The organism is Sphingobacterium faecale (assembly GCF_016746095.1).
In the GTDB taxonomy this organism is placed as follows: domain Bacteria; phylum Bacteroidota; class Bacteroidia; order Sphingobacteriales; family Sphingobacteriaceae; genus Sphingobacterium; species Sphingobacterium faecale.
Map to the genome: position 1 here is coordinate 260,582 of NZ_JAERTY010000007.1, position 26,900 is coordinate 287,481.

20 protein-coding genes are annotated in these 26,900 nt (G+C 40.0%); 16 read left to right on the forward strand and 4 right to left on the reverse strand.

Features of this window, described 5'->3' with window-relative positions; translation table 11 throughout:
* Window positions 1-75: 75 nt before the first annotated feature.
* From JKG61_RS13570 to JKG61_RS13625, 12 genes are all read left to right on the forward strand, one after another.
* Window positions 76-1,068, forward strand: coding sequence for a DNA-directed RNA polymerase subunit alpha (locus tag JKG61_RS13570; protein ID WP_202103499.1), 993 nt, complete (start codon window positions 76-78; stop codon window positions 1,066-1,068).
* A 144-nt stretch (window positions 1,069-1,212) separates the two neighbouring features.
* Window positions 1,213-1,743 carry a 50S ribosomal protein L17 gene (gene rplQ, locus JKG61_RS13575; RefSeq protein ID WP_022829405.1) on the forward strand — a complete coding sequence of 177 codons (531 nt, stop codon included), beginning with the start codon at window positions 1,213-1,215 and terminating at the stop codon, window positions 1,741-1,743.
* A gap of 156 nt (window positions 1,744-1,899) precedes the next feature.
* A complete protein-coding gene (locus JKG61_RS13580) occupies window positions 1,900-3,036 on the forward strand; it encodes an aspartate aminotransferase family protein (protein ID WP_202103500.1) in 1,137 nt (378 codons plus the stop codon).
* Window positions 3,037-3,072: 36 nt separating this feature from the next.
* Entirely contained in the window at window positions 3,073-4,038 is a 966-nt protein-coding gene (locus tag JKG61_RS13585) for a Rossmann-fold NAD(P)-binding domain-containing protein (protein WP_202103501.1), read from the forward strand.
* A gap of 46 nt (window positions 4,039-4,084) precedes the next feature.
* Window positions 4,085-4,882 carry an acetylglutamate kinase gene (gene argB / locus JKG61_RS13590; protein WP_202103502.1) on the forward strand — a complete coding sequence of 266 codons (798 nt, stop codon included), beginning with the start codon at window positions 4,085-4,087 and terminating at the stop codon, window positions 4,880-4,882.
* 20 nt (window positions 4,883-4,902) lie between these two features.
* Window positions 4,903-5,703, forward strand: coding sequence for a pyrroline-5-carboxylate reductase (gene proC, locus JKG61_RS13595; protein ID WP_202103503.1), 801 nt, complete (start codon window positions 4,903-4,905; stop codon window positions 5,701-5,703).
* The gene (locus JKG61_RS13600) at window positions 5,696-6,769 is read left to right on the forward strand and encodes a M20 family metallo-hydrolase (RefSeq protein WP_202103504.1); all 1,074 of its coding nucleotides are present in this window, start codon (window positions 5,696-5,698) and stop codon (window positions 6,767-6,769) included. Before proC ends, JKG61_RS13600 begins: the two co-directional genes overlap by 8 nt.
* A 296-nt stretch (window positions 6,770-7,065) precedes the next feature.
* Window positions 7,066-7,659 carry an RNA polymerase sigma factor gene (locus tag JKG61_RS13605; RefSeq protein ID WP_202103505.1) on the forward strand — a complete coding sequence of 198 codons (594 nt, stop codon included), beginning with the start codon at window positions 7,066-7,068 and terminating at the stop codon, window positions 7,657-7,659.
* A 171-nt stretch (window positions 7,660-7,830) separates the two neighbouring features.
* Window positions 7,831-8,994 carry a FecR family protein gene (locus tag JKG61_RS13610; protein WP_202103506.1) on the forward strand — a complete coding sequence of 388 codons (1,164 nt, stop codon included), beginning with the start codon at window positions 7,831-7,833 and terminating at the stop codon, window positions 8,992-8,994.
* Window positions 8,995-9,194: 200 nt separating this feature from the next.
* Window positions 9,195-12,872, forward strand: coding sequence for a SusC/RagA family TonB-linked outer membrane protein (locus tag JKG61_RS13615; RefSeq protein ID WP_202103507.1), 3,678 nt, complete (start codon window positions 9,195-9,197; stop codon window positions 12,870-12,872).
* Between the two features lie 96 nt (window positions 12,873-12,968).
* Window positions 12,969-14,426: a RagB/SusD family nutrient uptake outer membrane protein gene (locus JKG61_RS13620; RefSeq protein WP_202103508.1), complete on the forward strand. Its 1,458-nt coding sequence runs from the start codon at window positions 12,969-12,971 to the stop codon at window positions 14,424-14,426.
* Between the two features lie 93 nt (window positions 14,427-14,519).
* Window positions 14,520-15,683, forward strand: a complete 1,164-nt coding sequence (locus JKG61_RS13625; RefSeq protein ID WP_202103509.1) for a thioredoxin family protein — start codon at window positions 14,520-14,522, stop codon at window positions 15,681-15,683.
* 171 nt (window positions 15,684-15,854) lie between these two features.
* Here JKG61_RS13625 and JKG61_RS13630 read toward each other — a convergent pair whose 3' ends face one another.
* Entirely contained in the window at window positions 15,855-17,081 is a 1,227-nt protein-coding gene (locus JKG61_RS13630) for an IS256 family transposase (RefSeq protein WP_202103510.1), read from the reverse strand.
* 318 nt (window positions 17,082-17,399) lie between these two features.
* Here JKG61_RS13630 and JKG61_RS13635 point away from each other — a divergent pair, with 318 nt between their 5' ends.
* Window positions 17,400-17,546: a hypothetical protein gene (locus JKG61_RS13635; protein WP_202103511.1), complete on the forward strand. Its 147-nt coding sequence runs from the start codon at window positions 17,400-17,402 to the stop codon at window positions 17,544-17,546.
* A 90-nt stretch (window positions 17,547-17,636) separates the two neighbouring features.
* Here the strand turns inward: JKG61_RS13635 and JKG61_RS13640 are convergent, their stop codons facing one another.
* The 3 genes from JKG61_RS13640 to JKG61_RS23100 form a co-directional block, all read right to left on the reverse strand.
* Complete coding sequence (locus JKG61_RS13640) at window positions 17,637-18,932, reverse strand: porin family protein (RefSeq protein ID WP_202103512.1); 1,296 nt, start codon at window positions 18,930-18,932, stop codon at window positions 17,637-17,639.
* A 32-nt stretch (window positions 18,933-18,964) separates the two neighbouring features.
* Entirely contained in the window at window positions 18,965-20,722 is a 1,758-nt protein-coding gene (locus JKG61_RS13645) for an MAP7 domain-containing protein (protein WP_202103513.1), read from the reverse strand.
* Window positions 20,723-21,044: 322 nt separating this feature from the next.
* Window positions 21,045-21,173, reverse strand: coding sequence for a hypothetical protein (locus tag JKG61_RS23100; RefSeq protein WP_262896202.1), 129 nt, complete (start codon window positions 21,171-21,173; stop codon window positions 21,045-21,047).
* Window positions 21,174-21,717: 544 nt separating this feature from the next.
* Between JKG61_RS23100 and JKG61_RS13650 the strand changes: the two genes are divergently transcribed.
* From JKG61_RS13650 to JKG61_RS13660, 3 genes are all read left to right on the forward strand, one after another.
* Window positions 21,718-22,287 carry an RNA polymerase sigma-70 factor gene (locus JKG61_RS13650; RefSeq protein ID WP_202103514.1) on the forward strand — a complete coding sequence of 190 codons (570 nt, stop codon included), beginning with the start codon at window positions 21,718-21,720 and terminating at the stop codon, window positions 22,285-22,287.
* 64 nt (window positions 22,288-22,351) lie between these two features.
* Entirely contained in the window at window positions 22,352-23,512 is a 1,161-nt protein-coding gene (locus JKG61_RS13655) for a FecR domain-containing protein (protein WP_202103515.1), read from the forward strand.
* 17 nt (window positions 23,513-23,529) lie between these two features.
* Window positions 23,530-26,898, forward strand: a complete 3,369-nt coding sequence (locus JKG61_RS13660) for a SusC/RagA family TonB-linked outer membrane protein (RefSeq protein WP_202103516.1) — start codon at window positions 23,530-23,532, stop codon at window positions 26,896-26,898.
* Window positions 26,899-26,900 lie beyond the last annotated feature (2 nt).

A 26,900-nucleotide genomic window follows, 5' to 3' on the forward strand; every position in this document is an offset into this window, starting at 1 on the left:
ATAATTCCTTTCGAATAGGGAGTTATGCATACGTTATTAAGATACACATTGTTGAAAAATATTAAAATATTATAAATGGCAATTTTAGCATTTCAAAGACCGGATAAAGTTATCATGCAAAAATCAACAGATTTTGATGGTACTTTCGAATTTCGTCCATTAGAGCCAGGTTTTGGTGTTACTATTGGTAATGCTTTACGCCGTATTTTATTGTCCTCTTTAGAAGGATATGCGATTACGTCGGTAAGATTTTCGGGCGTGTCACACGAATTCTCTACAATCAAAGGCGTAGCAGAAGACGTAACCGAGATTATCCTCAATTTGAAACAAGTTCGTTTTCAGAAGACGGGTGAACAAGGTGACAGCGAGAAGATTTTTGTAGTTATCAATGGTCAAGAACAATTCAAAGCGGGTGATATCACTAAGTTTTCAAACAACTTTACTGTATTGAATCCAGACTTCGTAATCTGTAATATGGAAAGCTCTGTAACTATCGAGGTGGAGTTGTCTGTTGCTAAAGGACGTGGTTACGTAAATGCAGAAGAGAATAAAGTCGTTGATGGACCTGTAGGCTTGATCGCTATAGACTCTATTTACACTCCGATTAAGAATGTCAAATATACTATTGAAAACTACCGTGTAGAGCAAAAGACCGACTACGAAAAATTGTTGTTGGATATATCTACAGATGGTTCAATTCATCCTGAAGACGCATTGAAGGATGCTGCTCGTATTCTTATACAGCATTTCATGTTGTTCTCTGATGAGAACATGTTGTTGGAATCACAAGCTAAGGAAGAGACTAAAGTTGTTGATGAAGAAATCTTACATATGCGTAAGGTTCTTAAAACAGAGTTGGTTGATTTGGATCTTTCAGTTCGCGCATTGAACTGTCTAAAGGCTGCGGATATTCGCACCTTGGCGGAGTTAGTGACTTACGACGTAGCCGATATGTTGAAGTTCCGTAACTTCGGTAAAAAATCTTTGAGTGAAATTCAGGAGTTGGTTAAATCGAAGGGTTTATCATTCGGAATGAACTTGTCGAAGTTTAAACTAGACGAAGAATAATAATAAATAAAATAAAGCGACCTGTTGCGTAATTCCTCGAACGAAGTGGATTAAGTCAGAAATCAAAAGTTAGAATCTTTTCTTACTTTCTATTTTCTTACTTCATTTCTTTAAGAACGGTACGCACGAAAAAACATTAAGAAAATGAGACACGGAAAAAAAGTAAATCACTTAGGCCGCACTGACAGTCACCGTAAGGCGATGTTAGCTAATATGGCGACTTCATTAATCAAACACAAACGTATCACTACTACTTTAGCGAAAGCTAAAGCATTACGTACTTACGTTGAGCCGTTGATTACAAAATCTAAAAACGATACGACACACTCTCGTCGTACTGTATTTGCTTACTTAAAAGATAAAGAAGCGGTAACTATTTTGTTCCGCGAAGTATCTGAGAAAGTAGCTACACGTCCAGGAGGTTATACTCGTATTATTAAGATGGAGAACCGTTTAGGCGATAACGCTGAGATGGCTTTCATCGAGTTGGTAGATTACAACGAAGTTTATGGCAAAGAAGCTAAAGCCGAGAAGAAAACTACTCGACGTCGCGGTGGTGCTAAGAAAAAAGGCGCTGAAGGCACAGAGGTAGTAGAAACTGCTGTTGAAGAAGTAAAAGCTGAGGAAGCTGCTACGACAGAAGAAGCTCCTGCTACAGAAGAGAAAAAGGACTAATTTTTCTCTTCTAGATATAAAAGCCTATCATCAGCGATGATAGGCTTTTTTTGTTGTTTTTTCGGAGTATTTTAATACTTTTTTTCATAGTGTATTAAGTATGTCTTAACTATATTTGTACACAGTTTTTTATCAACCTTAAATAATATCAGGCTCATGGATTTGTTTGATGTTTACCCTGTCAACCCAATTAATATCGTGAGAGCTAAGGGCTCAGCTGTTTGGGATGCCGAAGGTAACGAATATTTAGACTTGTATGGGGGGCATGCAGTCATATCAGTAGGGCATACGCATCCGCATTATGTTAATTCTGTTACATCGCAACTTAACGAAATTGGCTTTTATTCCAATTCTATTGAGATTCCGATTCAGAAACGATTAGGGAAGTTGCTAGGGGAGGTTTCCGGGAAGGAAGATTACGCCTTATTTTTGTGTAACTCCGGAGCCGAAGCTAATGAGAATGCGTTAAAGCTCGCGTCGTTCCATACTGGAAAGAAGAAAATAATATCTTTTTCTAAAGCTTTTCATGGACGTACGTCACTGGCTGTAGCAGTCACAGACAATCCGACTATTGTAGCTCCGGTCAATCAGACGGATAATGCTGTTTTCTTGCCCTTTAATGATGAGACGGCCTTGTCAGAGGCATTTTCTGACTATGGCGATGAGATCGCAGCTGTTATTATAGAAGGTATTCAAGGTGTTGGAGGTATACGTGAAGCTTCTGTCTCATTTTTGCAACTGATTAGACAATTATGTGATGAATATGGTGCTACATTTATCGCTGATTCGGTACAGTGTGGTTATGGAAGAACGGGTATTTTTTATTCGCATGACTACGCTGATATAAAGGCAGACATCTATACGATGGCTAAAGGAATGGGAAATGGGTTTCCTATAGGTGCGATTAGTATTTCCCCAAAATTTAAAGCTTCTTATGGTTTGTTGGGTACGACTTTTGGCGGAAACCATTTAGCTTGTGCAGCAGCCGTCTCTGTTCTGGAAATCTTTCAAGCAGAGAGTTTAATGGACAACGCACGAGTGCTGGGTGAATACTTGATTTCCGAATTAAAAGGATTCGATAAAGTTAACGAAGTGAGAGGTAGAGGGCTTATGATCGGAATCGACCTTCCTAGTGAGCTATCTAATGTGAAGAAGGATTTGCTGACCAAGAATCGTATTTTTACAGGAGAAGCAAAACCTAATGTTATCCGTATTCTTCCGGCTCTGAATATAGACAAAGCGATTGCCGACAGGTTTTTAGAAGCCTTGAATGAAAGATTAAAGGAGGTATAGTTAGGGACTTTTCGTAATAATAATTATTTTTAGAAGATGAAGAAGTTTTTTTCCGTTGAAGACGTCGATAGCCTAGAAGAAGTTGTACAAGAAGCACTTCAGTTAAAGGCTAATCCTAATGCTAATGAATCGTTAGGTAGATATAAAACCTTAGGCTTGGTATTTTTAAATCCGAGTCTCCGTACCCGTCTTAGTACCCAGAAGGCAGCCATGAATCTAGGAATGAATGTGATGGTGATGAATATGGATAAAGATGGGTGGGCTCTAGAGACGCAGGATGGTGTCGTTATGAATGGTACTACTGTGGAACATATACGTGAGGCGGCGGCCGTAATGGGAGAATATTGCGATATTTTAGGGTTGCGTAGTTTTCCTTCTTTGAAAGACAAAGAAGCAGATTATAATGAAGACCTGTTCAATAAGTTTATCAAGTTCTGCGGTGTTCCTGTCGTTTCATTGGAAAGTGCTACGAGACACCCTTTGCAGAGTCTGACAGACCTTATAACGATTACAGAGTATAAACAGGTTGATAAACCTAAAGTTGTTCTGGCTTGGGCTCCACATGTGAAAGCATTGCCGCAAGCTGTGCCTAACTCCTTCGCCGAATGGATGAGCAAGGCACAGGAACAGGGCCTAGTAGAATTTACGGTAACACATCCTGCTGGTTATGAGCTCGCCGAGAATTTTACCAAAGGTGCCACGATTACAAATAATCTGAAAGAAGCCCTCTCGGGAGCAGATTTTGTATATGTAAAGAACTGGTCTTCCTATAAGGAGTATGGCGAGGTGTACCCGGTTTCGGAAGACTGGATGATGAATAACCAAAAGCTGTCATTGACAAATGACGCAAAGGTTATGCATTGTCTACCTGTACGCAGGGATTTGGAATTGTCGTCAGAAATATTGGATGGACCAAGCTCCTTGGTGATTAAAGAGGCAAGTAATCGGGTATGGGCCGCCCAAGTTGTTTTGAAGCGGATGTTGGAGAGTTTGGAAAAATAACCAAACGCGGACAGCTGTTTTTAGTTTTTGACTTTTAAATTAAACTATGTCGAATAGTACATTGAATATTATTAAGATAGGGGGCAATGTAATTGATGATGATATTCAGTTAGAGGCTTTTTTAGAGAAATTTGCCGCTATACCAGGTAAAAAGATTTTGGTACATGGTGGCGGAAAAATTGCGACTCGCCTAGGTTCTAGGTTGGGGATCGAAGCTAAATTAGTCGAAGGAAGAAGGGTTACTGATAAGGAGATGCTGGACGTTGTTACTATGGTGTATGCTGGGTTGACGAATAAAAGGATCGTAGCCAGTCTGCAAAAGTATCAGTGCGATGCGATAGGCCTTAGTGGGGCTGATGGAAATGTTATCAAGTCAATCAAAAGACCGGTAAAGGATATTGATTATGGTTATGTAGGAGATATCTTGGTCGATTCGGTAAATGTGCCAGCGATAAAGAAATTTTTGGAGGCTGGATTTACTCCAGTTTTTTCTGCGATTACTCATAACGGTAACGGACAGTTGTTAAATACCAATGCAGATACGATAGCCTCAGCATTATCTACTTCCTTATCTGGATTGTATGATGTTTCGTTGATATATTGTTTTGAAAAGAATGGGGTACTATCGGATGTTCTAGATGACAATTCGGTTATAGAGACGATTGCAATAGAGCAGTTTGAAAATTATAAAGCGAAGGGGATTATCAGTGAGGGAATGATTCCGAAGTTACAGAATGCCTTTGAAGCTATTAATAAAGGAGTAAAATCCGTATATATTGGCAATGCTACTAATTTGCATTTATTTCAACAGCAAAAATTTGGCACGCGCCTAATTATAAAGTAATCAACCTAATCTTATTTAATATGAACAAGCTCACTATCATAGGTTCTGGTAATATTGGTTTTTCCCTTGCGAAGGGATTGGTGAAAACAGGCTATTATCTCCCCGGAGAAATTGTACTAACGAGACGTTCTATTGCTGCTTTGGAAGAAGAGAGGTCTCTTGGCTTTGGAATAAGTAACAATAATAAGGATGCGATTCAGGGGGCAGATGTTATTGTATTGTCGGTACTCCCGCAACAGATTAGAAAAGTTATGGAGGAGATTGCGGGAAGTCTGACGAAAGATCAGCTTGTTATCTCTGTCGCCTCGGGCGTTTCTTGTCAAGACGTTAAGGCGATATTAGGCGAGGACTGTACTGTAGTACGTGCCATGCCAAATACAGCAATAGCCATTGGGCAATCGATGACTTGTATTGCTACTGATAATGCTTCTAGCGATGCTATTGCTACAGTAGAGCGTATTTTTGAATCTGTAGGTTCAGTTGTCGTGATTGATGAGGAGCTGATGACATCGGCTACAGCGCTATGTGCCTGTGGTATAGCCTTCTTCCTTCGCGCTATACGGGCCGCCTCTCAAGGAGGTGTTGAGATTGGCTTTCATGCACATGATGCTTTAAAAATGGCCATACAAACTGCGAAAGGAGCTGCAGATTTACTGCTTCAGACTAATAGCCACCCAGAGAGCGAAATTGACAAAGTAACCTCCCCAAAAGGTTGTACCATCGCGGGGCTGAACGAGATGGAACACAATGGACTTAGTTCAGCGTTTATAAAAGGTATTAAGCTTTCGGCATTGAAAGCAGGTGGACTTTATAATGAATAAAGCAATAGATTCATTGGTCGATGATAGTATATTGCTACTATCTCAATTGGTGGCTATGCCTTCTTTTAGTCGAGAAGAGCACACCACAGCTACGCTTTTGGTGACTTTTCTTGAAGAGCAAGGTGTCAAGGGTGTAAAGCGCATTGGTAATAATGTGTTGGTTTATAATAAGTTTTTTGATATCAATAAGCCTACTATTTTACTGAATTCACATCACGATACTGTAAAACCGAACCCTGGATATACGAATGACCCTTTTTTAGCTATAAGAAAAGAAGGTAAATTGTACGGTTTAGGAAGTAATGACGCGGGAGGGTGTCTAGTTTCTCTAATTGCTGCTTTTTTGTTCTTCTATGAACAAGAGGATTTAAAGTATAACCTGTGCCTAATAGCTTCTGCTGAAGAGGAAATCTCTGGTAGAAATGGGATCGAAGAAGCATATAAACACGTTGTATGTTGTGATTTTGCTATTGTCGGCGAACCTACTTTGTTGGATTTAGCGATTGCGGAGAAAGGACTGATGGTCTTGGATTGTGTAGCACATGGAGAATCCGGACATGCAGCTAGGGAGGAAGGGGTGAATGCTATTTATAGAGCATTGAAAGATATTAGTTGGTTTAATTCCTTTCGCTTTCCGAAAGAATCTTCATTTTTAGGGCCAGTGAAAATGTCTGTCACTATGATTGAAGCAGGCATACAGCATAATGTCGTACCTGCTGAGTGCAAGTTTGTGGTCGATGTACGTACAACAGACGTCTATCAGAACGAAGAGGTTCTTGCTATTATACGAAAACATGTAGAATCCGAAGTAACTCCTAGATCAACTCGACTGAATCCTTCGACGATCGCTTTAGATCATCCTATAGTACGTTCTGGTTTGAAGTTGGGGAAAAAACTATACGGGAGCCCGACGATGAGTGATCAAGCGCTTTTGCCCATCCCTTCTATAAAGGTTGGACCTGGAGATTCTGCACGTTCCCATACTGCAGACGAATATATATATGAAGAGGAGATAAGTAATGGTATAGCATTTTATATCAATTTATTAGAGGGGGTGATTTTATAGTTATCTTGATACATATTTATTACAGATCAATTTTTTCGCTTGTCATTTTCATATCCTATTGATCTCAGTTAAAAGATCTATCCTAAAAATCTTTCTACACAATGTCATTCCGCAGTGAAGGCACTCTTCAACTAGCGATTTTTTTCCTATTATTCGCACTAAGCTAATTTATATTTCGAGGAGCTTGCGGGTCTATATTTCAATAGATAGATCTTAGAGGTAAATTTTGTCATCAAGATAATTTTATATAAGTTTGCTTTGACCATATTAAACAACCAAAGAATACCGAACTAATAATGAGGCTTCGAAAAGTAGCATATCAGGAAGAGGAAATGCTCCATCTCGTCAGACGGGGAGACCCAGAAGCATTTGAACAACTCTATCATAAGTATGCAAAGCGGATATCTATCAAGTTAGTACAGCTATTGAAATCGGAAGAACTGGCCCAGGATATTCTGCAGGAAGTGTTTATAAAAATTTGGAATATTCGAGAAGAAATCAATCCAGAACTGCCATTTAGTAGCTTTCTTTACAGAATTGCGGTTAACATGAGCTGCAATGTTTATCAACGTGCACTTAAAGAACAGATCATTCTCAAAGAGATTTATCCTGTAGGCGAGTATCTTCCTATCGATACACACATAGACGGCAGAGAAATAGCGGAACTGATAGAAAAGGCCTTAGGTACATTGACAGAACGACAGAGGCAGGTTTATACCATGCACAAGATAGAGGGCTTAAGTTATAAGGAAATTAGTGAACAGTTGCAGATCAGTGTTTCTGCTATCAATCACCATATTCAAGATGCAAGCAAACGATTAAGGGCTTATCTTAAGTCTTACTATCCAGTGGCTACTTTTTTATTTATTCTGATTAAATACCTGCTCTAGCCTTAGTTGATTCAAACTTAATTTTGTTCTTAATTATATTATTAAGTGAACTGTTTTTTTTTGTATTGATTGTCAGTCGTTTGTCTTTTTTTTATAAAAAATGATACACATAAGGTGCTATTTTCTCGTTGCCGTTTGTATTAGATACAAGAGGCCTAAGAATATAATTGTATGAACGTAAATCCATATATCGAGTCACTTTTCCGAAAATATCTAGACGACGATATAGAATTATCTGAATTGAAAGAGCTGTATCGTTATTTTGATGGAGAGCGAGATTCTCGTGAGTTGAAGCAGTTAGTCTTAGAAAAGCTTAATGAACAGAATGTTAAACCAACATGTTTAGATGGAGAAAAAGCGATTCAGGTTGAGTCTGCTGCATGGATTATGATTAAAGCCTATATCCAAAACGATAGACAGGTTGACAAGACACCGTGGAGATTTTCAAGGAAGTGGCTTTCTTATGCTGCCAGTATCTTGGTTCTATTGGGTGTTTCTATTGGGATCTACTATTATAAACAGGGGCCGAAAGAAATAGCACTAGTCAGCAAGTACGGTGGTGATCTACTGCCTAGCGTTAATAATACTATAATTACACTTTCTGATGGTAGTCAATTTGATCTTAATGAATCCAAAAACGGTATTCATATTAGTGAAGACGGTATTCATTATGACGACGGATCTTTATTGACCTCTGATATCAGTTTGCATGCGACAGTCAGCACTTCAAAAGGGGGACAGTATAGGATTACCTTGCCTGATGGCACTAAGGTAATCCTGAATGCGGCCTCATCTTTTAGCTATCCTACTCGTTTTGCGAAACAGGAAAGACGAGTCTATCTAGACGGAGAGGGCTACTTTGAAGTTACCAAAGATTCTGCGCGTCCTTTCGTGATCGATACTAAGACGCAACAGGTTGAGGTAATAGGAACGAGCTTTAACCTGTCTGTTTATGCGCACACACCGACTGTAACTACTCTCGTGGAAGGAATCGTAAATCTTAAGGGGATTAATAATGTCATTACTAGATTGGAGGTCGGGCAACAAGCGATTCAAAGAAGCGATGGTTACTCCATACATAAGGTAGAAACTTCAGATTATACTGCATGGATACGTGACCAGTTTGTATTTAATAATATGTCACTTTTAGAGACTTTTGCACAATTAGAGCGCTGGTATGATATTACCTTTGAATGCCCTAAAGAACTGACCAATCAAAGAATATACGCAGAGATTGGACGAGATAGAAAGTTGTCTAAAGTGCTCGAAACTTTAGAAGAAGTTCTGAATTTAAAATTCAGAATTGAAGGAAGGAGGGTCATTGTGAGCAAATAACCTTTATATCAGGTGCCCAGCAATGAATAAAGCCATCCGGAGTGCTAGTCTGGATGGCGGATATTGGCCACCAAAATACCTACTTGAATAGATAATTAATTATTAACCAACGGTACAAAAATAGATAATAACAGTTGTATTTCATAACTTCTAAATCGTTATGTGCAGTAATCTATTGTGCCAAAAACCAAGTATACATAATGAAAGCCAATTACATTGATAGGCTAAAAGAACTAATGCTAATGAAGCTCATTATCCTTTTTATTTGTTTACTCAGTTTATCTTCTGTTGCAAATACTTTTTCGCAACAGATTACCCTTTCTGTAAAGAATGAAAAACTGGTTAACGTTATTAAGGAACTGAGAAAGCAAAGCAAAGGATACGATTTCGCTTTGAATTCAACGGTCTTAGATAAGGCAAAACCAGTAACTTTAAAATTTCAGAATTTAGAATTTAAAAAGGCATTGGATTTACTTTTTAAAGACCAACCGTTACGGTATGAAATCAAGAATAAGACAATCTTAATTAAGGAAAAGCCAATCCCTCATACTTCAGACAATACGATAGAAAATAATAATGTCTTCAATCCGTTGGGACTAGATTTGCAGCAAGAGGTTATTCAAGGAAGAGTAGTTGATAGCCTTGGTAATCCAATGCCCGGAGTTACGGTACGTGTATTGGGTACCAAGAAATCTACCATGACAGACCATAACGGGAGTTATCGGCTATTTGATGTGAAACATGGAACCCAAGTGTCATTCAGTTTTCTTGGGTACAAAACTAGAACAGTTACTGTTTCTGGAAATGTACTCAATATAGCTTTGCAATTCGGACAAGATTTCTTAGACGAAGTAGTGATCAATACTGGGTACTATTCTCTTCCTCTTGAGCGATCTACGGGTGCTGTGACTTATTTAGACGAAAAACAATTGAGCGACATAACTGCGGTCAGTCTTAAAGATAAATTGGAAGGGCTCGTGCCGGGATTGCTATTCGAACCAAATTATAACTCAGATCAGGATGCATCAACAGACAGAAGCCGTGCTATTGTGTTACGAGGGCAGAATAATACCGCTGGTAATACCATGCCACTTATCGTAGTTGATGGTTTTCCGATTATTACAACCGACGGGATAGATCCATGGAGTACAATTAATCCGAATGACGTGAAGGATGTTACGGTTTTGAAAGATGCAGCAGCAGCGGCTATATGGGGAGGCCAATCTGCGAACGGGGTTATCGTCATTACTACAAAAAGGGGAGGGGCTACAGGATCATCGATCAATGCGGATATAGAGTACATTGCGCAACCTACTCCTAATCTGTATGATATCCCCTTTGCTTCCAGTACAGAAGCTGTAGATATATATAAGTATATGTTTAAAGAGACCACTTATTTCAATACGTTAACCAGTGCAACAAACCGTTCTCGTTACGATTTTCCGGCTTATATGGATCTATTAGTCCAGTGGAAAGCCAAAGAAATAACAGAAGAGCAATTAGATCAAGAGTTGCAGGAATTAGCAAAGATTGATGTTCGGGACGAGTTTACGGATTTGTTTTTACGGAAGGAAAGATATAAAAAAGCAACTGTTTCTTTCAGCAGTGTCAGCTCCAATAATAACTTACGGGCATCCGTTATGACCTTAAATAATGAAAAATTTTCATATGGTAATAGCGGTAATCAGATCATAGGCAATATGAATAATATTTTTAGTCCCAATAAATGGTTGTCCGTTAACTTTGGACTGAATATTTCTGTGGCCAACAATAAGCTGAATGGAGTAGATATTAGAGATCTACAATCTATTCCCCAAATGTCGAAGATTCTGGATGAAAATGGGGACTATCTACCTATGATTAAACAGAGTGGAGAATTTTACTATACCGTGCCCACCTCAAAAAGGAGAGAACTCGTAGAGCAGTATAATCTTCCGTATGACTGGGATTGGAACTTAAAGCGTGAGATAGACAATACGGATATCAAGGAAAACAAAAAAGACCTCCGGGTAACCGGCGGCCTTACTTTAACACCTTTCGAAGGGGTTAATTTGGACTTATTGTACAAATACCAGAATAATGATGGTCTCTATAGCAATTATATGAACACCGATACTTGGTATGTCCGCAATGCAGTTCTTAATTATTACAGAAAAGATACAGACCAATTTCCAATTCCACAGGGAGGTATGCTTTATGAACGCCGTGATGGTTTTATTTCTCAATATGGTCGTTTTCAGGCTACGGTAAATAAAACATGGAGTGACCATAATATACGCGCCCTTGGTGGAATGGAGCTACGTGCTGATTATAGAGAAAGTATCCCTTATGGGTATTATGGTTACGATCCAGTATCACTTACTCACGTCACAGCTCTAGATCATAAAAATACAGTTTCTGGTCCTCCGCTCTCTACCGGTTTAGGGACTACGACGCCTGCTATCCCACCAATACCTACATTGCGTTCGACCAGTATTAGTATAAGAGGGAGAGATGACCGTTTTCTATCTTATTATGGTAATATAGGCTATAGTTATAAAAACCGTTATGATGTTACAGGTAGTGTGCGTTTGGATAAGACGAATCTTTATGGGCGGACTGCCACTTACAGAGAACATCCACAATGGTCGGCTGGTGCTGGGTACATTTTGTCTAATGAAGACTTTTTTAAGGTTAAACCTTTAAATTTTTTAAAATTTAGAGTTGCTTATGGACTCAATGGATTGATTGACAAAAGTGCTAGCGGCTATATTTCAGCTACAGCTTGGCTAGACCCTATTAATCAAGCCCCGTACGGATCTATTCAAGTTACTCCTAATCCGGGGCTGACTTGGGAAAAGACGGCAAATCTCAATTTTGGGATGGATTTTGGAATGTTTTCAAACCGTTTAAAGGGAACTATTGAAATCTACAAGAAGAATACGACCAATGTCTTAGCCGAATTCGAGGTGAATCCTACGTATGGATTCTATTATGATGGTGCTGTGCTCAATCAAGGGAAAATGAAAAACAAAGGTGTTGAAATTGAATTATCAGGCCTTGTGATTGATAGTAAATTGAAGTGGAGATCTGCTTTCAACTACTCACACAATAAAAATGAAGTGGTTAATATTAAGGTCGCAGGGACTAATATGGCTACAAGAACTACGATGTCTCAATTTTATTCTATTCCTGGATTACCTACGGATTATATTTCGGTAGCTGAGTTTGCGGGCTATGATGATCAAGGCTTGTTACAGGTCATGTACGAAGGAAAGCCTCAGAACATCTTGGCGGTGCCTTACATTGGAGCTGATTTAGACGATTTGTTCAAGTACGCAGGTCAACGATCCCCTAAGCATTATGGTTCATGGATCAATAATTTTACATATGGCAATTTTGAGCTGTCTGCTAGATTGCAATATAGTTTTGGACATAAGTTTCTGAATGATTCTCCTCCGCGTAGCACCTTGTATTACATGCAATTGTCTTCGAGTTATTTTACCTTTCTGCCGCAGTTGATGGTCGACAGGTGGATGTCCCCAGAAGATAATGAGACAGCTTCTATGTACGGGCTCACTACTCGTGTAGCTAATTACAACGCAACAATTGCCAATGACATTCTTTCTGAGTATAACTCAAGGAATCTATTGGATGCAGGTAATATACGCTTACAGAGTATCAGTTTGGCGTATCGACTTCCTGGGTCAGTCTTAGGCAAGGTATTCAAGAATGCGCGTGTCCAAGTGCAAGCAAGGAACCTCAAGCCGATTTATTTAGTGAACAAAGAAGGGATTGATCCTCTATTTCCTAAGTATAGCGGATCACTATACTCTGCTTATTACAATACGGTTAGGTCAAGACCGGAATACTCTATTTCTTTAAAATTTGGGCTTTAATTCAAATGGCTATGAAGCCATCATGTTTTCGCTGATAGATAACCATACAGAGAGTTGATTTGATGGCTCCATTATAGCAATAATAATTTTAAATTGATGAAAAATATATTTTTACCACTGATAGTTTTCTCATTCTTCCTGCTTTCCTGTGAAAGCAAGTTTTTGGATGTTCTTCCGAAAGAATTGGTGATTGCTCAAACTACAGCTGATTTCAGAAAGTTACTTGACAATGCCGATACGCGCTACACCTATAATCTCAGCCAAGTTTCAGGATATGTCGATGTTGTATCGGACGATTCACAATTAGATTCCGTTTGGTTTGATTGGGAACGAGATCGTTTGCATGCTAAGCAACTATACGCGTTTGAACCTGAAGTCTGGTTACCCGATGGAGCTGCTGACGATAATGTTTGGAAACAAAACTATTATGTCAATTCTGTAGTCAGTACGATTTTAGATGGAATAGTGATCGCAAAAGACGATCCCAAACAGCAAAAACAATTGATTGCCGAAGCAAAGGTACACCGATCCTATGCTTATCTTACATTAGTCAACATATATGCCAAGCATTATAACAAAACCACTGCAAATACAGATTTGGGGGTTCCCTTATTTACCAATCCGGTTGATTTACCAAAGTTGAACCGTGCTTCCGTAGCTAAGGTTTATCAATTCATCATTAGCGAGCTGATGGCTGCATTACCTGATCTGCCCGATAATGTTCAAATGCAAAATAGCCATAGACCTACAAAGGTATCGGTCTACGCTATACTTGCTCGGGCTTATCTGTATATGGGAGAATACGAAAAGGCGATAGAGTATGCTGACCTGAGTTTGGCAATCAAAAATTTTCTTTACGATTACAATACCATCTTTACAGGGCTGCCGGCAGTCGGGAGCCTTAAAGGTCTGTCTCGCACTAATGATGAAGAGATGTTACTCCACAAGACAACTGTAAAAAGTGCACGGATTTCTGACTACGCAATGTTGGATTCAAATAGTTTCAATGATCTTTACAGTGGATTCTATCGAATCAGTGATACAGAGGTCGAAAACACTGATTTACGAAGAGTACTTTGGTTTGAGGGTTTAAACTCGAGTGGCAAATTTAATCGAGACCGCGTAACTTATACATTTGCCAAAAACCGGTACAAATTGGATAATGCTATTGTCGATTATATTCCTGTCTCGACACCAGAAGTTTATTTGACTAGGGCAGAGTGCCGTGCACGTCTCAATAATCTGAAGGAGGCATTGGATGACGTTAACGCCATTCGCCAGAAACGCTATAAATCCGGAAAATATACAGCAGTAAGTCCTGCCGACTTCGGTAACGATAGAGAGCGTGTGCTCCAAGAAGTACTTCTTGAAAGGCGTAGAGAATTATACGGTAGAGATTTAAGATTATTTGATGTGAAAAGACTAGGTTTGCCAGTCAGTCATATATTGGGAGAAGAGATCGTTTCTGCTTCGTCGAATGATCAAAAATTGATCTGGCCTATCTATTACAATTATATTGTACTGAATCCAGAGATTGATCAAAATCAAAGATAATCTGATGATCCATGTCTTTACGATTAGAATCAAATGATATACCGAAAGGCGTGGTTTGGAAAAAATGAGTGTCATATTTAAAAAAGATTTAAGATGAAAAGTTTTAATAAAACCCAATACTACTTAAGATTTAGCCTTTTACTTGCTATATTGGTAGGGTTAAGTATGAATATCGGTCTCTTTGCACAGAACCGAAAGGTTGATTTAAAAGAGAATTTACCTTTTGAGGAGGTGTTAAAAATGGCTAAAGCGCAAGACAAATATATTTTCCTGGATTTTGGATCACTGACCTGTAAGCCCTGCCTGTATATCAAAAAGTTTGTACTGACGTTAGATAGTGTTGCAGATTTTATCAATGCACGATTTGTTTCTGTAGACTATAATCAAGGAGCCGAGAAAGATCGTTTACGCAAATTATACAATGTAGTTGGAGAACCCGTATTATTGATTCTTGATCAAGATGGGAATTTCATGCATCGTATGGCGGGGAGAGTGGAGGGAAATGAACTCATGGAACGGTTCAGGCAAGGATTAGATTTACAGAATAATTTAGTGGCACTGGAGAAGCAGTACAACTCCGGAGTTAGGGACAAAGATTTAATACTTAAATATCTAAAGACTCTCCAGCAAGCGGGTGAGGTGGGGCGCATGAATAAAGTCTATCATGAATATACTTCCGGCTCTTTGGAAAATCTTAAGAAGCCAGAATATTTCGATGTTTTTTATGCTTACAACGATGATGTTGGAAGTGAAGAGGTATTATACATGACAGAAAATTGGCAGGAATTCGGTAAGTTATTCGGATCTGGAAAGATAGATAGTAAAATAAATAAACTGTTTAGCCTACATTCCCTAAAATACCTATATGGACATACTAATCCAAAGGAAGATCCTACGTTTGGAAAAATTCTTAATTTTCTTCAAAAATCTCAGCATCCACGTGCTTCGGAATGGTTATGCTATCTTGTGCCTGCTCAATATAAATATGAAGATTGGCCCCGAATGGCTCAAGAAGTGGATAATATATATAAGTATAATCTTCTGAAAGGAAAAGCAGGTGTTAGCTTTAAAGATATGATGGTGACTCAATTTGTGATGTATTGCCATGATCCTGAGGCTTTGGTTTATGGGGTAAAATGGTGTAAAGAACTTAGTGAGGAGGCAGACGAGAAAGCCAAACAAAATTATCAGAATACCATCAAGACTTTTGAAGAGCGTATTAGTAAAGGAAAACCCGAAGAACTGGAATGGCATTAGATTCATCAATCGCCAAGCGGTTTTTATTCCAAAGAGAAATGGCATCGGTTCGAAAAAGTTAAGCTTATTGCCGTTTGGTAGGAAAGGACCAAACGGCAATTTGGGAGTGTAAAACAAACTGTGTCATGGGGTAATTCTCAGTCCCGCAGGGCTGATAATTACCCTTTGTGATTACTGCAAATCTAGCACCATTCTCCCTGGAAACCAAATAGCCAGTTTTTGGGCAGTAGTTCCCCAATTTGCCAATGGCATTGTCCATTTTTTCTTAATATTATTATGTGCTAAGTAGATCAGTTTCATCAGTGCCATATCTGAGGTAAATGCGCCCTTGGTCTTGGTCACTTTCCGTACCTGACGGTGGAACCCTTCAATTGTATTGGTGGTGTAGATTAATTTCCTAATGGACTTGTCATAACGGAAATAAGTGGTCAAACGCTCCCAGTTACGTCGCCAGGAATCAATCACTACCGGGTATTTTTCGCCCCATTTATCTTGAAGCTCATCCATCCGCAATCCGGCCTGATCCAACGTGTCGGCACGGTATACAGGCTTGAGATCGTTCATAAATTCCTTTTGGTCTTTACTGGCCACATACTTTAGGCTGTTACGAATCTGGTGGACCACGCAGGTCTGTACCTCGGTTTCGGGATAAATACTCTGTATAGCCTCAGAAAAGCCTTTCAGGTTATCAATACAGGCAATCAGAATATCTTGCACGCCCCGGTTTTGTAAATCAGTCAATACGCTCAACCAAAAGTTAGCTCCTTCATTCTCTGAAACGTACATTCCCAATAAATGCTTATGCCCATTGCGGTCAATCCCTAAAATATTATAAACAGCCCGGGAAACAAAGCGATGATCCTCTTTTACCTTATAGTGCATCGCATCCATCCAAACGATAGTATAAAGGGAGTCCAAGCTTCTAGACTGCCATTCTTTGACCTCAGGAATAATCTTGTCTGTAATGGAAGAAAGTGTACTGTGACTAATATCCGTATCATACATTTCCTTCAAGTGACTGGAAATATCACGTAAGCTCATACCTAAACCGTACATGCCTAAAATCTTCTTCTCTAGGCTTTCTGCAAGGATAGTCTCCCGCTTCTTAACCAACTGTGGCTCAAAGCTAGATCGACGATCACGTGGTGTAGAAATATCAATAGTGCCATCAGAAGTACGAATCGGTTTGCTGGTCTTACCATTACGTCTGTTACCATTTGAACGCTCGAAATCATCCATATGGCTGTCCATTTCTGCCTCAAGGGCGGACTCTAAAAAACTCTTTAACAATGGGGCGAAAGCACCATCTTTCCCATAAAGTGATTTACCGCTACGCAGCTGCTCTAGCGCTTTGTCCTTCATGGATTCAAAATCAAAATCTGTCTCGTTAACGCTCATAAAACTATGTCAAAAATAATATATTCATTTATTATCTGTGACACAGTTTATTTTACAGTCTCGGCAATTTTGTTTTTGCACTAAGAATCATTAAGCTACTATGATGAGTTTGGCCCCTAAGGGTCAAACTCCAATTCCATGCTCTCCGTGCAAAATATAATATATTCGCACTACTAATCTGTATCCCAATTAACATACATTTATTAGTTCATCATCAATGTTGCCACCGAACTATTTAATCATTATGTACGGTGGTTCTTTGTAGGATACTGTTTTAAAACCCTTACTCCTAGTGTTTATATTTTCAAATTTATACCCATGCAACACGGATATATCTCAAAGTTGAAGCGGTTGATCTTTCTTCCTGAGGTAGCCGAAGAGCTCCATCAGAATATATTTATGGCGATCTGGAATGAGCGTGGGACTCTTCCTATAGCTATTATCAATAAATTGAATTATGAATAGATAATGTAATCAAGAGAGGTTACAAAAAATACGAAGTTCTTTTGAACTCCGCATTTTTTATAACTTATCCATTTTGTGAGACAGTGTCTTTTAAAATGAAAACCCAATTCCTATACTCAAATTACTGTTTTTCATTGAAGGCATGCCTGCATCTTTTTTCCAGACCTCCATTAGCCCGTTGCTTAAACGCAGGTGTACATTAAACCAATTATAATGTATTCGAGCTCCTAGACTATAGCCAAAGTCAAACTCGTTTATTAGCTCATCATCAATAAGGGCCTGTGCGGTATTATCTGCTTTTGAAGATGCCAATAGCGAGGCAAATAGATTACTTTCTAAAGCAAATGCACCAAAGTTTTTATTTTTCCATATATAATAGTTAAACCCAACCGGTACTAACGTGATATAGTTTAGGTTCAAGCTCTCGTATTGATCAATCCAATCGCCTAGCTTGTTAAATAAAAACTCAAATTGGTAGGATACTCTACTGCTGATATCTTTTTCAGTCCCAAAGCCAGCGTACCAACTCGTAATGCCTTCTTCGTACGCACTTCCCGCTAATTTTCCGGTGCCTAAACCCGCGTTTAGTAAGAATCGGCTGCCATCTCTTTTTTCCGCATAAAAAAAGCGTGCTTGTTTTGCGTCCAAAATTCTTTGTGCTTCTTCTTTTTCAATACGTATTTTTTCCTCTTGCTGACGTTTTTCTTCCGCGCGTTTCTGTGCAAGTTGGCGCTTTTCTTCTGCATCTTTCTCGCGTTTCAAACGAGATTCTTCCTCCTGTTTTTCTTTTTCTATCCTTTCGAGCTCCTTTTGAAGGTTCTGTAAGCCTGATTTAGCCAATCCGTTTCCTTTATTCGACGCTATTAAATAATGGTTTCTTGCGGTCTCGTATTTTTTTTCTTTAAAGGCTTCATTGCCCATCCTATAGTCCAGGTCTTTTTCTTCTAATTCGGTTATACGTTGTTTCTCCAATTCCAGACGTCTTTGTTCTTCTAAATCGGCCTTAATCCCTTTGAGTTTTTGTTCCAAATCATAAACTATCGTTAGCTTTTCAATAGGTACTTTGCCTGGATTCTTATTTGCATAGTCCATGTATTTTGCTATTTCTTTGTTTAGATTGGCGAGGTGTTTGTCCCCCAGGCTTCTGAAATTAGCAAGTTGTTCCAAGACCTCAATTTTGAGATAACCGACCCTTCCAGAATAAAAATTCAATAGATTTTCACTTTCAGTTATATGTTGTAATGCTTTTTGATAATTTCCATCTTGAAAGGCTGTTTCCGCTTTGCCAAATTCAATTTGGGCTTTGAGATCGTTTTGAGCGATAGCAAAGTTGCTCACTGTAATAGTGATAGCTAGGAATATAGTTCTTAAGAGTAATTTGCTCATGATAATAGCTGTTAATATGTATTAGTTGGTTTTTAATCCCAAAAGCTGGTTTGGCTATTCGTTTGATTTGTTTTGACGGGTGTTTGTCCTGTTTCCCAAAAATCATTATCGTTCGAAATCGGTTTATTTATGTTCCTGTTTTCTTTTACTTTTATATCTACAGTTTTTACCATAAATTCTGCTTTTTGTACACTAGATATAAAGTTTTTTCGTATCTCTTCGATTTCTGTTTTATCAGTAAAAAAGCCGATCAGTGTAATATCATCTACATTTCCCAAAGAGCTTAATGTTTTTAATACCACATTTTTATAGGGAAAAGTATCATCGCTCATCTTGTATATAGGTATGATATTACTGACAAGAATGGATGAACTATTTGCATTCTTCCAATCATTCTTTGATGAAGAATAAGCGAATAAATATACTTCCGGTTGGGTAATGTTATGTTTTTGCAGGGGCGTACCGCCGTCAACAAATGTTTGTGCTAGCTGTTTTCTCAAATTAATGATACCTTCTCTGATAGCTTCTTTGCGTAGACGTTCCGCTTCGGCCTTCAGCTTTTGTTCGGCCTCTTCGTGTTCTTTTTTTGCTTTTGCCATGGCCTTGGCAATATCTTCTGCTTGTCGTTTCCTTTCCTCGGCGAGTTCTTTGCGGGCTTTATCAGCTCTACTAGATGCTATAAGTCCTCCGATTGCTGCTCCTAATTGTCCTGCCGATTGGCTGAGTTCTGAATTGCCCCATCCTGCTTCGGCAATACTTGCTGCAGCCGATGCATAAGCCGCTGATGTCGCTTGTTGTTCTGTTGCTGCTGAGGCGGACAGCTGTCTTAATTTAGCACTGTATTCTGCTTCCAAGCTAGCCAGATTGGTGTGAGTTTGTTGAAAACTACTTGCCTCTATACGCATTTCCTTGGCAAAAGATGCCTGAGCACCATAATAAGATGCCTGCTGCATATAAGCATCAGAACGCTCATTACGTGCCACTCTCTCTTGTTCTTGTCGGCGGATATTATCGATAGTGGCTTGTGCCTTGCGGTTTTGTTCCTCTAGCAATCGTGCTCTTGCTTGTTCGCCCTGTCGTTCTAAATTTGCTTTGTGCTCATATTTGCGTTGGTTATATTCTTGTTCCGAGATATACACCAAGTGTCCATTATCCTTCTTGATGTACTTTCCATCGTTGGTTTTAAATTCTTCGGGATAATTTCTGTATTGCTCTACTGAGACATTTCCCAAGACAAAATCTTTCCTTGGCTCTTCTGTTTTAGAAGAGCGGCTTACGGTTGTTTCTGTGCGCGCAGAGCCGTTTGCAGATTGATCACTTGCCGTTTGTTTTCTTCTGTTTTCTTCCGCTAGACGTTGATTCTCGGCTTCTTGTTTAGCTTTTTCATTGGCCAGTCTTTTTTGCTCTTCTTCTTTTTGTTTTTTCAGTTCCGCTTCTTTTCTTGCTTTTTCTTCAGCTAGGCGTTTGCGTTCTGCTTCTTCTTTTTCTCTTTTGGCCTGTTCGTCCCGTTTTTGCTGACTGTAATTCACAACACTAATTAACGAACAGCTTATCCCTGAAATAACTGTCTTCTGCCCTTTTTTTCTTTTGCCACAAAGCCTTTCATACTCTTTTACGGCCTCTTTTGACATACCATTAGTGTCGAAGAAAAAGTTGGCATCAGTCTGTTTGCCTCCTGCCAAGTTGATCACGCCATCTATTCCTGCGTTGTAGGAGAAGGAGCTTCCACAGGTCAAATGTACTGTAACGCTTAGCTTTATGCCTAAGTCATCACCTGTGTTATTTTTCACAACAGCTCCCGCATGTTGTTCCCCAAAAGATGATTCGGTTTGATATCCTAATCGAATATAGATTCTGCTATCGGGTTGTCTCTGTAACTCCACTTTGGTTACTTGTCCAATACTCAACTGAACAGTACAAAGTGAAAAAAATATTATTAATAAAGTTTTCAATATTTATAGTTTTCCTTAAGTTTTTATTCTACCAAAGATGCCCCCGTCCCTCAAAAAAGTCAATACCCAGGTTTAGGTATTTTTTCACAGAAAAGTATGTTTTGAATGCAGGGAAAGCGCAAAAATACAATCGCTATTATCTTGGAATAGAAAAATGGATTTATCTATTGCGGATATCTTCAAAGGTGCCGGTCTTTCCGTAGAACAGATCGATAAGCTGTAGGGATTTTACTGGTAATACGATATAGCCGTTTGGTACGATAGTGCCAAATGGCTTTTTGGTATACATACAGTTTAGCGGTGTTATGAAAGCTCGGAATCACGTATCCCGTTTATAAGGAAGTTCCTGAGGTTTTTCAAATTATTATATGTTTTTTTTGTAATTGATACATTTTTAGTATTTTAGGTTTATAGGCCCGCATGCGGATCTGTGTTGTTTTAAGTGGGTAGCCGCTTGGAGGAAGGACCAGGCGGCTTTTCCGTGTCTTGTCTGTATACAGAAATTCTTTTTTACCCTTGGCCAGCGTCTGCTCAGAGCTCTAATGGCTTAATGACACAGCTCTCTGGAGAGAGGCGCGAGCGTAGGTTGCTCTCAATCGCTTTGTCTTCGGCTTCACATAATTATTTCGTATATTTCGTTTACAATATATGACTCCGTGCAAATAAGAAAATCTACAGAATTATTTTTATATAACTACGTCATCATATTGCATTTGGTGGTGAATTTATGTAGGTTTGAGGACACAATATCGCTGATAAACCTGATTTCATGTAGGTTTGATCTACAGCTTTAAGGACTCAGAGTCTACCTGACCATAGTACGACAACAGGATATGCAAATTGACTTTAAAAATTTAGGAAAGGATAAGAAAAGTTGGGAGTATGTCTATGAGCATTTTTACCAAAAACTTTGTTTTTTCTCGAACGACATCCTAAATGACCGAGAGAAGGCAGCAGATGTTGTACAGTCCATACTCATCAAAATATGGCAGGAAAATATGGCTTTTGACAGTTTTCAGCACCTCCGGAATTATTTGTACAAAAGTGTCCAAAATGCAACGATCAACGAGTTGAACAAAGACAATTCACGCTCCCGTATCCTGAAAGGTCTAGGTAAGGACAATCCAGACATCTATCGGCAAGAGGATCATTTTTATACCATCGTGAGAGCTGAGGTCTACAAACAGATAGGCGATGCGGTAAACCAGCTGCCAGAAAAAACCAGACAGGTTTTTAATCTAGCGTTTTTGGAACATAAGTCAAATCCAGAAATAGCAGACTTGTTATCCATCAGCATCAACACGGTCAAAGTACATAAAAATAACGCTAAAAAGGCACTTCAGCTCAGCCTGCGCGACTTAAATCCCCTGCTGGTATTGATCCTTTGGGAAGCCTTTCAATAAAAATATCATTTCTGACTAATCCTTTTAGGCTTGTTATCTGTAATAAGGCTAAACACATCATGAAATGATTGAAAAAGACCCGTTTGACCTTGCAAAAAAAATAGTACAGTACCGCACTGACGAATTGACTCCGATCGAACGGCAAGAGTTTGAAGAGCAACTGGCCAATGATCCCAAGCTCAGGGCTCTTTTTGATGAACTGAGTAACCCGGTAAAGGTGCAGCAAGAGTTGCAGCAATTGGAGTTCTTCGATGCAAAAAATGCCTTTAAGCAAGCACAAGAGGAGGTAGCTCCGGTCAGATTATGGTCTTGGAATCCCTATGCATGGATCGCCGCGAGTATAGCTGTCGTCGTGGGGATATCATTCGTTTTATTGCGTATGTTATCGCCGTCAGCACCCAGACTTGAAGTATTATTGACGCAGCAGGACACAACGGATGGCGTACAATTGATGCTTGCCACAGGCCAACGTATCCAAACCGACACGCTTTCCTTTATTCGCGCCAATGAAACTGAATTTAGAGGAAATGATAGCGTACTCCATGTGCAATCCATGGAGGATGCACAGCCGACAGACATCAATAAAATCATTGTGCCTTTCCGGAAAAAATATCAGATCGTCCTATCGGATGGTTCCAAGGTATTCCTCAATGCGGGATCTACGCTTACTTTTCCGGCAGTCTTTGCTCCAGACGAGCGACGGGTACATTTAGAAGGAGAAGCTTATTTCGAGGTCGCTCCCATGAGCAACAAGCGATTTGTTGTCGAGACCGGACAACAGCAGATACGTGTATACGGCACCATATTCAATATAAAAGCTTACGACAACGAACCTATTCATTACACCACGTTAATAGAAGGACAGATATCTGTACAGAGCAGGGGAAAAGAACAATTTCTCCAACCCGGAAATCAGGCACAATTCGAGCCATCCACGGGCGCAACTTCCATATCCATGGCCAATACAGCAATCGCGGCGAGCTGGAAAGATGGATGGCTGGCATTTGACAACCTACCGATGAGTGAGATATTACGCCAGATCGGCCGTTGGTACAATCTGGAGATTGCATTAGCGGACAGATCGCTGCACAACATGTCGGTCACTGGAAAAATCCTTTTATACCCCGACGTCAATGATGTGTTGCGGAAATTTGAAAAGCTCGATGATATTAGCCTACAGGCAACTGAAGATAAAGTAATAGCAAAACGTAGCAACAATACATAAAAAACAATAACTGACTAATGAAACACCAATTTTTAATTCGAATGCTAAAGACAGGCTGCCTGTTGGCGACGTTTTTATTGCCGCTGCAACAACCCGTGCACGCCTTTAGCCAATCGAAAACTAATGTCAAAATCAGCTTATCAATCGCTGCTCCCCTGTCGTTTGAAGAAGTCTTTGATAAACTGGAAACACAGAGCGGCTATACCTTTCTTTATAAAAAAGAAGATGTTAAAAACCTACGGTCTGGAAAAATAGATATTAAAGACCAACGATTAGACCTAGTACTGAGCAATTTGCTGAAGTCTACAGGATTGCAGTATGAAATAGACGATAAGGTTATCATTATACGCAAAGCTTCGCAGCAGAACAGTAAAAGTACGACCAATACGATGCAGCAACAGCGTGTCATCAGAGGCCGGGTTCTTAGCGAGTCAAATGTTCCTTTAGTAGGGGCGACAATCTACCTCAAAAGCCAACCGGCAAGTGTCATTCAGACCGATAGCCGTGGAGGCTATGAAATTACGGTTAAGTCGAACACAACTAACCCTATTTTGGTTTTTTCCTATGTAGGGATGGATGCCCGCGAGATTACAATAGGGGCACAGAACACGATAGATGTACAGCTCAAAGAAAAAATCAACGTATTAGAAGAGGCGGTTATCGTCAGCGGATATGGGGTTGCGCAAAAAAGATCAGACATGGTCGGCAGTGCTTTTCAGGTCACTGCCGAGCAGATCAAAAATCTACCGGCGCAGCGTATTGATAATCTGTTGGAGGGATTGGTACCGGGACTTCAAGTCAATTTCAATACCGATCAGGCCAGCAGTACACGCCCCCGGATGAATGTACGTGTGCGGGGGGAGGCATCCTTAACAGCCTCCAATGAACCTTTGTGGATTGTAGATGGTATACGCCTTTATACGGGTGAGCGGACAAATTTAATTCCTGGAATGAATACATCCGTAAGCCCGTTATCCTACCTTAACCCAGACGATATCGAGAGCATCACTGTCCTTAAAGATGCCACAACGGCTTCTATTTATGGTGCAGACGGAGCTAATGGAGTAATTTTAATAACCACAAAAAAAGGTGTGAAGAGCGCCCCTGCGCTAAACGTTACCTCACGTTATGGGCTTGCAAAGATCAATAGATCTACGCGGTTCAAGGTATTGGATGCGGAGCAATACAGAGAACTCGCACTAGAGGCCTACCACAATGTACCAGGCAATGATATGGCTTTCTTCCCCTTTCAGGACTTGCCAAACAACCCCTACAGTACGACCGATACCGATTGGTATGACGTTTATTATGGGACAGGGACATATTCTCAAAACAACCTCAGCATCCGTGGAGGTACAGAGGCTGTAGATTATTTTGTATCCGGAGAGTATTTCTCAAATAAATCAACGATCAAAGGTAACCAGCAAGACCGATTTTCCTTACGGAGCAATATCGACTTCAAAATTACAGATAAACTAAATGTCGCCCTACAGATGTCCGGTTCTTACAATGTGAATGACATTTTCAATCCTAGTTCAGATTCGTATGCGATACTACCGATATTCTCGCCCTATAATGAAGACGGGTCCTTACGTCTGTGGAATGATCTGATTCTCCCCTTTCAAGATCCCACGACGGGAAATCTTACGCCTAGCGTAGATACACGTAAGTTTTTCAACAGTGTTGCCAGACGGGAGGAAAATGATGACTTCCAGCGGAGTCTCAATTCTGTAAATAACCTTCTGATTGATTACCAGATCTTACCTTCACTAAAATTCACCAGCCAGGTGGGAGCTAATATTCAAAGTAGCCACGAAGAGATTTATGAAGCACGCACCAACTGGTCAGGTATCTCCAGTCAGGGTGAGCCAAGAGGTTATGCTACTCGTGCGCACGCCAATTTCCTGAATTGGTCGATCATCGAGAGATTAAACTATAACCGTCGTTTCGGGCAACATAATGTAACAGGGTTATTGGGTTTCGAAGCCAGCTCTGAGGATAAAAAAAGTCTATCTTCCTATGGTAGTGGGTTTGCAAATGACCACATAAAAGAAGTATCGTATGCGGCAGTTCGGGAAAACGGTAGCAGCTCCTCCAGCAGAGTACGACGTGCTTCCTTTTTTGGGCAGGCTGGATATAATTACAACAGCAAATATTACCTCAACCTAAACTGGCGCTCGGATGGTAATTCCGATTTTGGTGAAGATACACAATGGGGTAATTTTTGGTCCATCGGTGGATCATGGAATATCCACAACGAAGAGTTTTTCCAAAGCGACATCCTAAAAACATTGAAGCTTAAAGCTTCCCATGGTACACTGGGAAACTCCCGCCTAGGGAATGTACGTGCACAAGGGCTGTATACCTATGGTACATCCAGCAACTATTTTGGCCAGAGCGGAACAACAATGCTCAGCGTGTGGAACCGAAAAATGAGCTGGGAACAATCGAAAATGACCAATATTGGACTACGTGCCAACATTAATAACCGGATAGATGTAGAGGTAGAGGTCTACCACAAAAAGACGATAGACCTCATGCAAGAACAGGACGTATCACGTACCACAGGGGATACCCGGGTAAGCCGCAATATAGGCTCTACACGAAATCAGGGTATCGAAATGAATATTGAGACTATCAATATAGAGAATAAGAATTTCAGCTGGCGGACCAACTTAAATGCAGCTCATAACAACAATAAACTATTGGAGCTTTACCAAGGGATATCGCAGACCAGAGAACGCACGATCTGGAGAGAAGGCTACGATTTAGGTACCTACTATCTTGTACAATGGGCAGGGGTAGATCCGCGCGATGGTGCACCCCTTTGGTACGATATCAATGGAAATATAACCCGTACGTATAATAATGCGGACCGTATACCTAACAAAAACTCTACTCCATTGTTTTTTGGAGGAATCAATAATACCTTCCAATATAAAGACTGGACACTAAGCCTTTTGGCAGTCTATTCGGTCGGGGGGTACAAATTTACGTCGTTCGGACGTAGTGCATCATCCGATGGTCTTAACCTTATGGAAAATAATCAATCGATCAATCAACTGGACAGATGGCAACAGCCCGGTGATCTGGCGCTATCCCCCAAACCCCTGTGGCAGGTCACCAATGCTAGATCCACGATGAACTCGACGAGGTACCTGCAAAATGCGACTTTTATTCGCTTAAAGAATGTTTATCTGACCTACGAGTTATCCCAGGAATGGGCCCAACGGATCGGGTTAAAAGGAGCTAGTGTTTCTTTACTCGCTGATAACATCGGGGTATGGACTCCTTATGACAAGGCGGATCGCAACTCCTATAAACAGACCATGTCAGGATATCCGATAGAGACCACCATTTCAGCAGGGTTAAATGTAAAATTCTAAGC

What these genes read in the sequence shown, in the direction of transcription:
- JKG61_RS13615 (WP_202103507.1), top strand. Translation starts at nt 9,195, where the DNA reads ATGAAAGCCAATTACATTGATAGGCTAAAAGAACTAATGCTAATGAAG.
- JKG61_RS13640 (WP_202103512.1), bottom strand. Translation starts at nt 18,932, where the DNA reads ATGAGCAAATTACTCTTAAGAACTATATTCCTAGCTATCACTATTACA.
- JKG61_RS13660 (WP_202103516.1), top strand. Translation starts at nt 23,530, where the DNA reads ATGAAACACCAATTTTTAATTCGAATGCTAAAGACAGGCTGCCTGTTG.
- JKG61_RS13570 (WP_202103499.1), top strand. Translation starts at nt 76, where the DNA reads ATGGCAATTTTAGCATTTCAAAGACCGGATAAAGTTATCATGCAAAAA.
- rplQ (WP_022829405.1), top strand. Translation starts at nt 1,213, where the DNA reads ATGAGACACGGAAAAAAAGTAAATCACTTAGGCCGCACTGACAGTCAC.
- JKG61_RS13635 (WP_202103511.1), top strand. Translation starts at nt 17,400, where the DNA reads ATGCAACACGGATATATCTCAAAGTTGAAGCGGTTGATCTTTCTTCCT.
- JKG61_RS13580 (WP_202103500.1), top strand. Translation starts at nt 1,900, where the DNA reads ATGGATTTGTTTGATGTTTACCCTGTCAACCCAATTAATATCGTGAGA.
- JKG61_RS13605 (WP_202103505.1), top strand. Translation starts at nt 7,066, where the DNA reads ATGAGGCTTCGAAAAGTAGCATATCAGGAAGAGGAAATGCTCCATCTC.
- JKG61_RS13625 (WP_202103509.1), top strand. Translation starts at nt 14,520, where the DNA reads ATGAAAAGTTTTAATAAAACCCAATACTACTTAAGATTTAGCCTTTTA.
- JKG61_RS13620 (WP_202103508.1), top strand. Translation starts at nt 12,969, where the DNA reads ATGAAAAATATATTTTTACCACTGATAGTTTTCTCATTCTTCCTGCTT.
- argB (WP_202103502.1), top strand. Translation starts at nt 4,085, where the DNA reads ATGTCGAATAGTACATTGAATATTATTAAGATAGGGGGCAATGTAATT.
- JKG61_RS13610 (WP_202103506.1), top strand. Translation starts at nt 7,831, where the DNA reads ATGAACGTAAATCCATATATCGAGTCACTTTTCCGAAAATATCTAGAC.
- JKG61_RS13650 (WP_202103514.1), top strand. Translation starts at nt 21,718, where the DNA reads ATGCAAATTGACTTTAAAAATTTAGGAAAGGATAAGAAAAGTTGGGAG.
- JKG61_RS13655 (WP_202103515.1), top strand. Translation starts at nt 22,352, where the DNA reads ATGATTGAAAAAGACCCGTTTGACCTTGCAAAAAAAATAGTACAGTAC.
- JKG61_RS23100 (WP_262896202.1), bottom strand. Translation starts at nt 21,173, where the DNA reads ATGTATACCAAAAAGCCATTTGGCACTATCGTACCAAACGGCTATATC.
- JKG61_RS13630 (WP_202103510.1), bottom strand. Translation starts at nt 17,081, where the DNA reads ATGAGCGTTAACGAGACAGATTTTGATTTTGAATCCATGAAGGACAAA.
- JKG61_RS13600 (WP_202103504.1), top strand. Translation starts at nt 5,696, where the DNA reads ATGAATAAAGCAATAGATTCATTGGTCGATGATAGTATATTGCTACTA.
- JKG61_RS13585 (WP_202103501.1), top strand. Translation starts at nt 3,073, where the DNA reads ATGAAGAAGTTTTTTTCCGTTGAAGACGTCGATAGCCTAGAAGAAGTT.
- proC (WP_202103503.1), top strand. Translation starts at nt 4,903, where the DNA reads ATGAACAAGCTCACTATCATAGGTTCTGGTAATATTGGTTTTTCCCTT.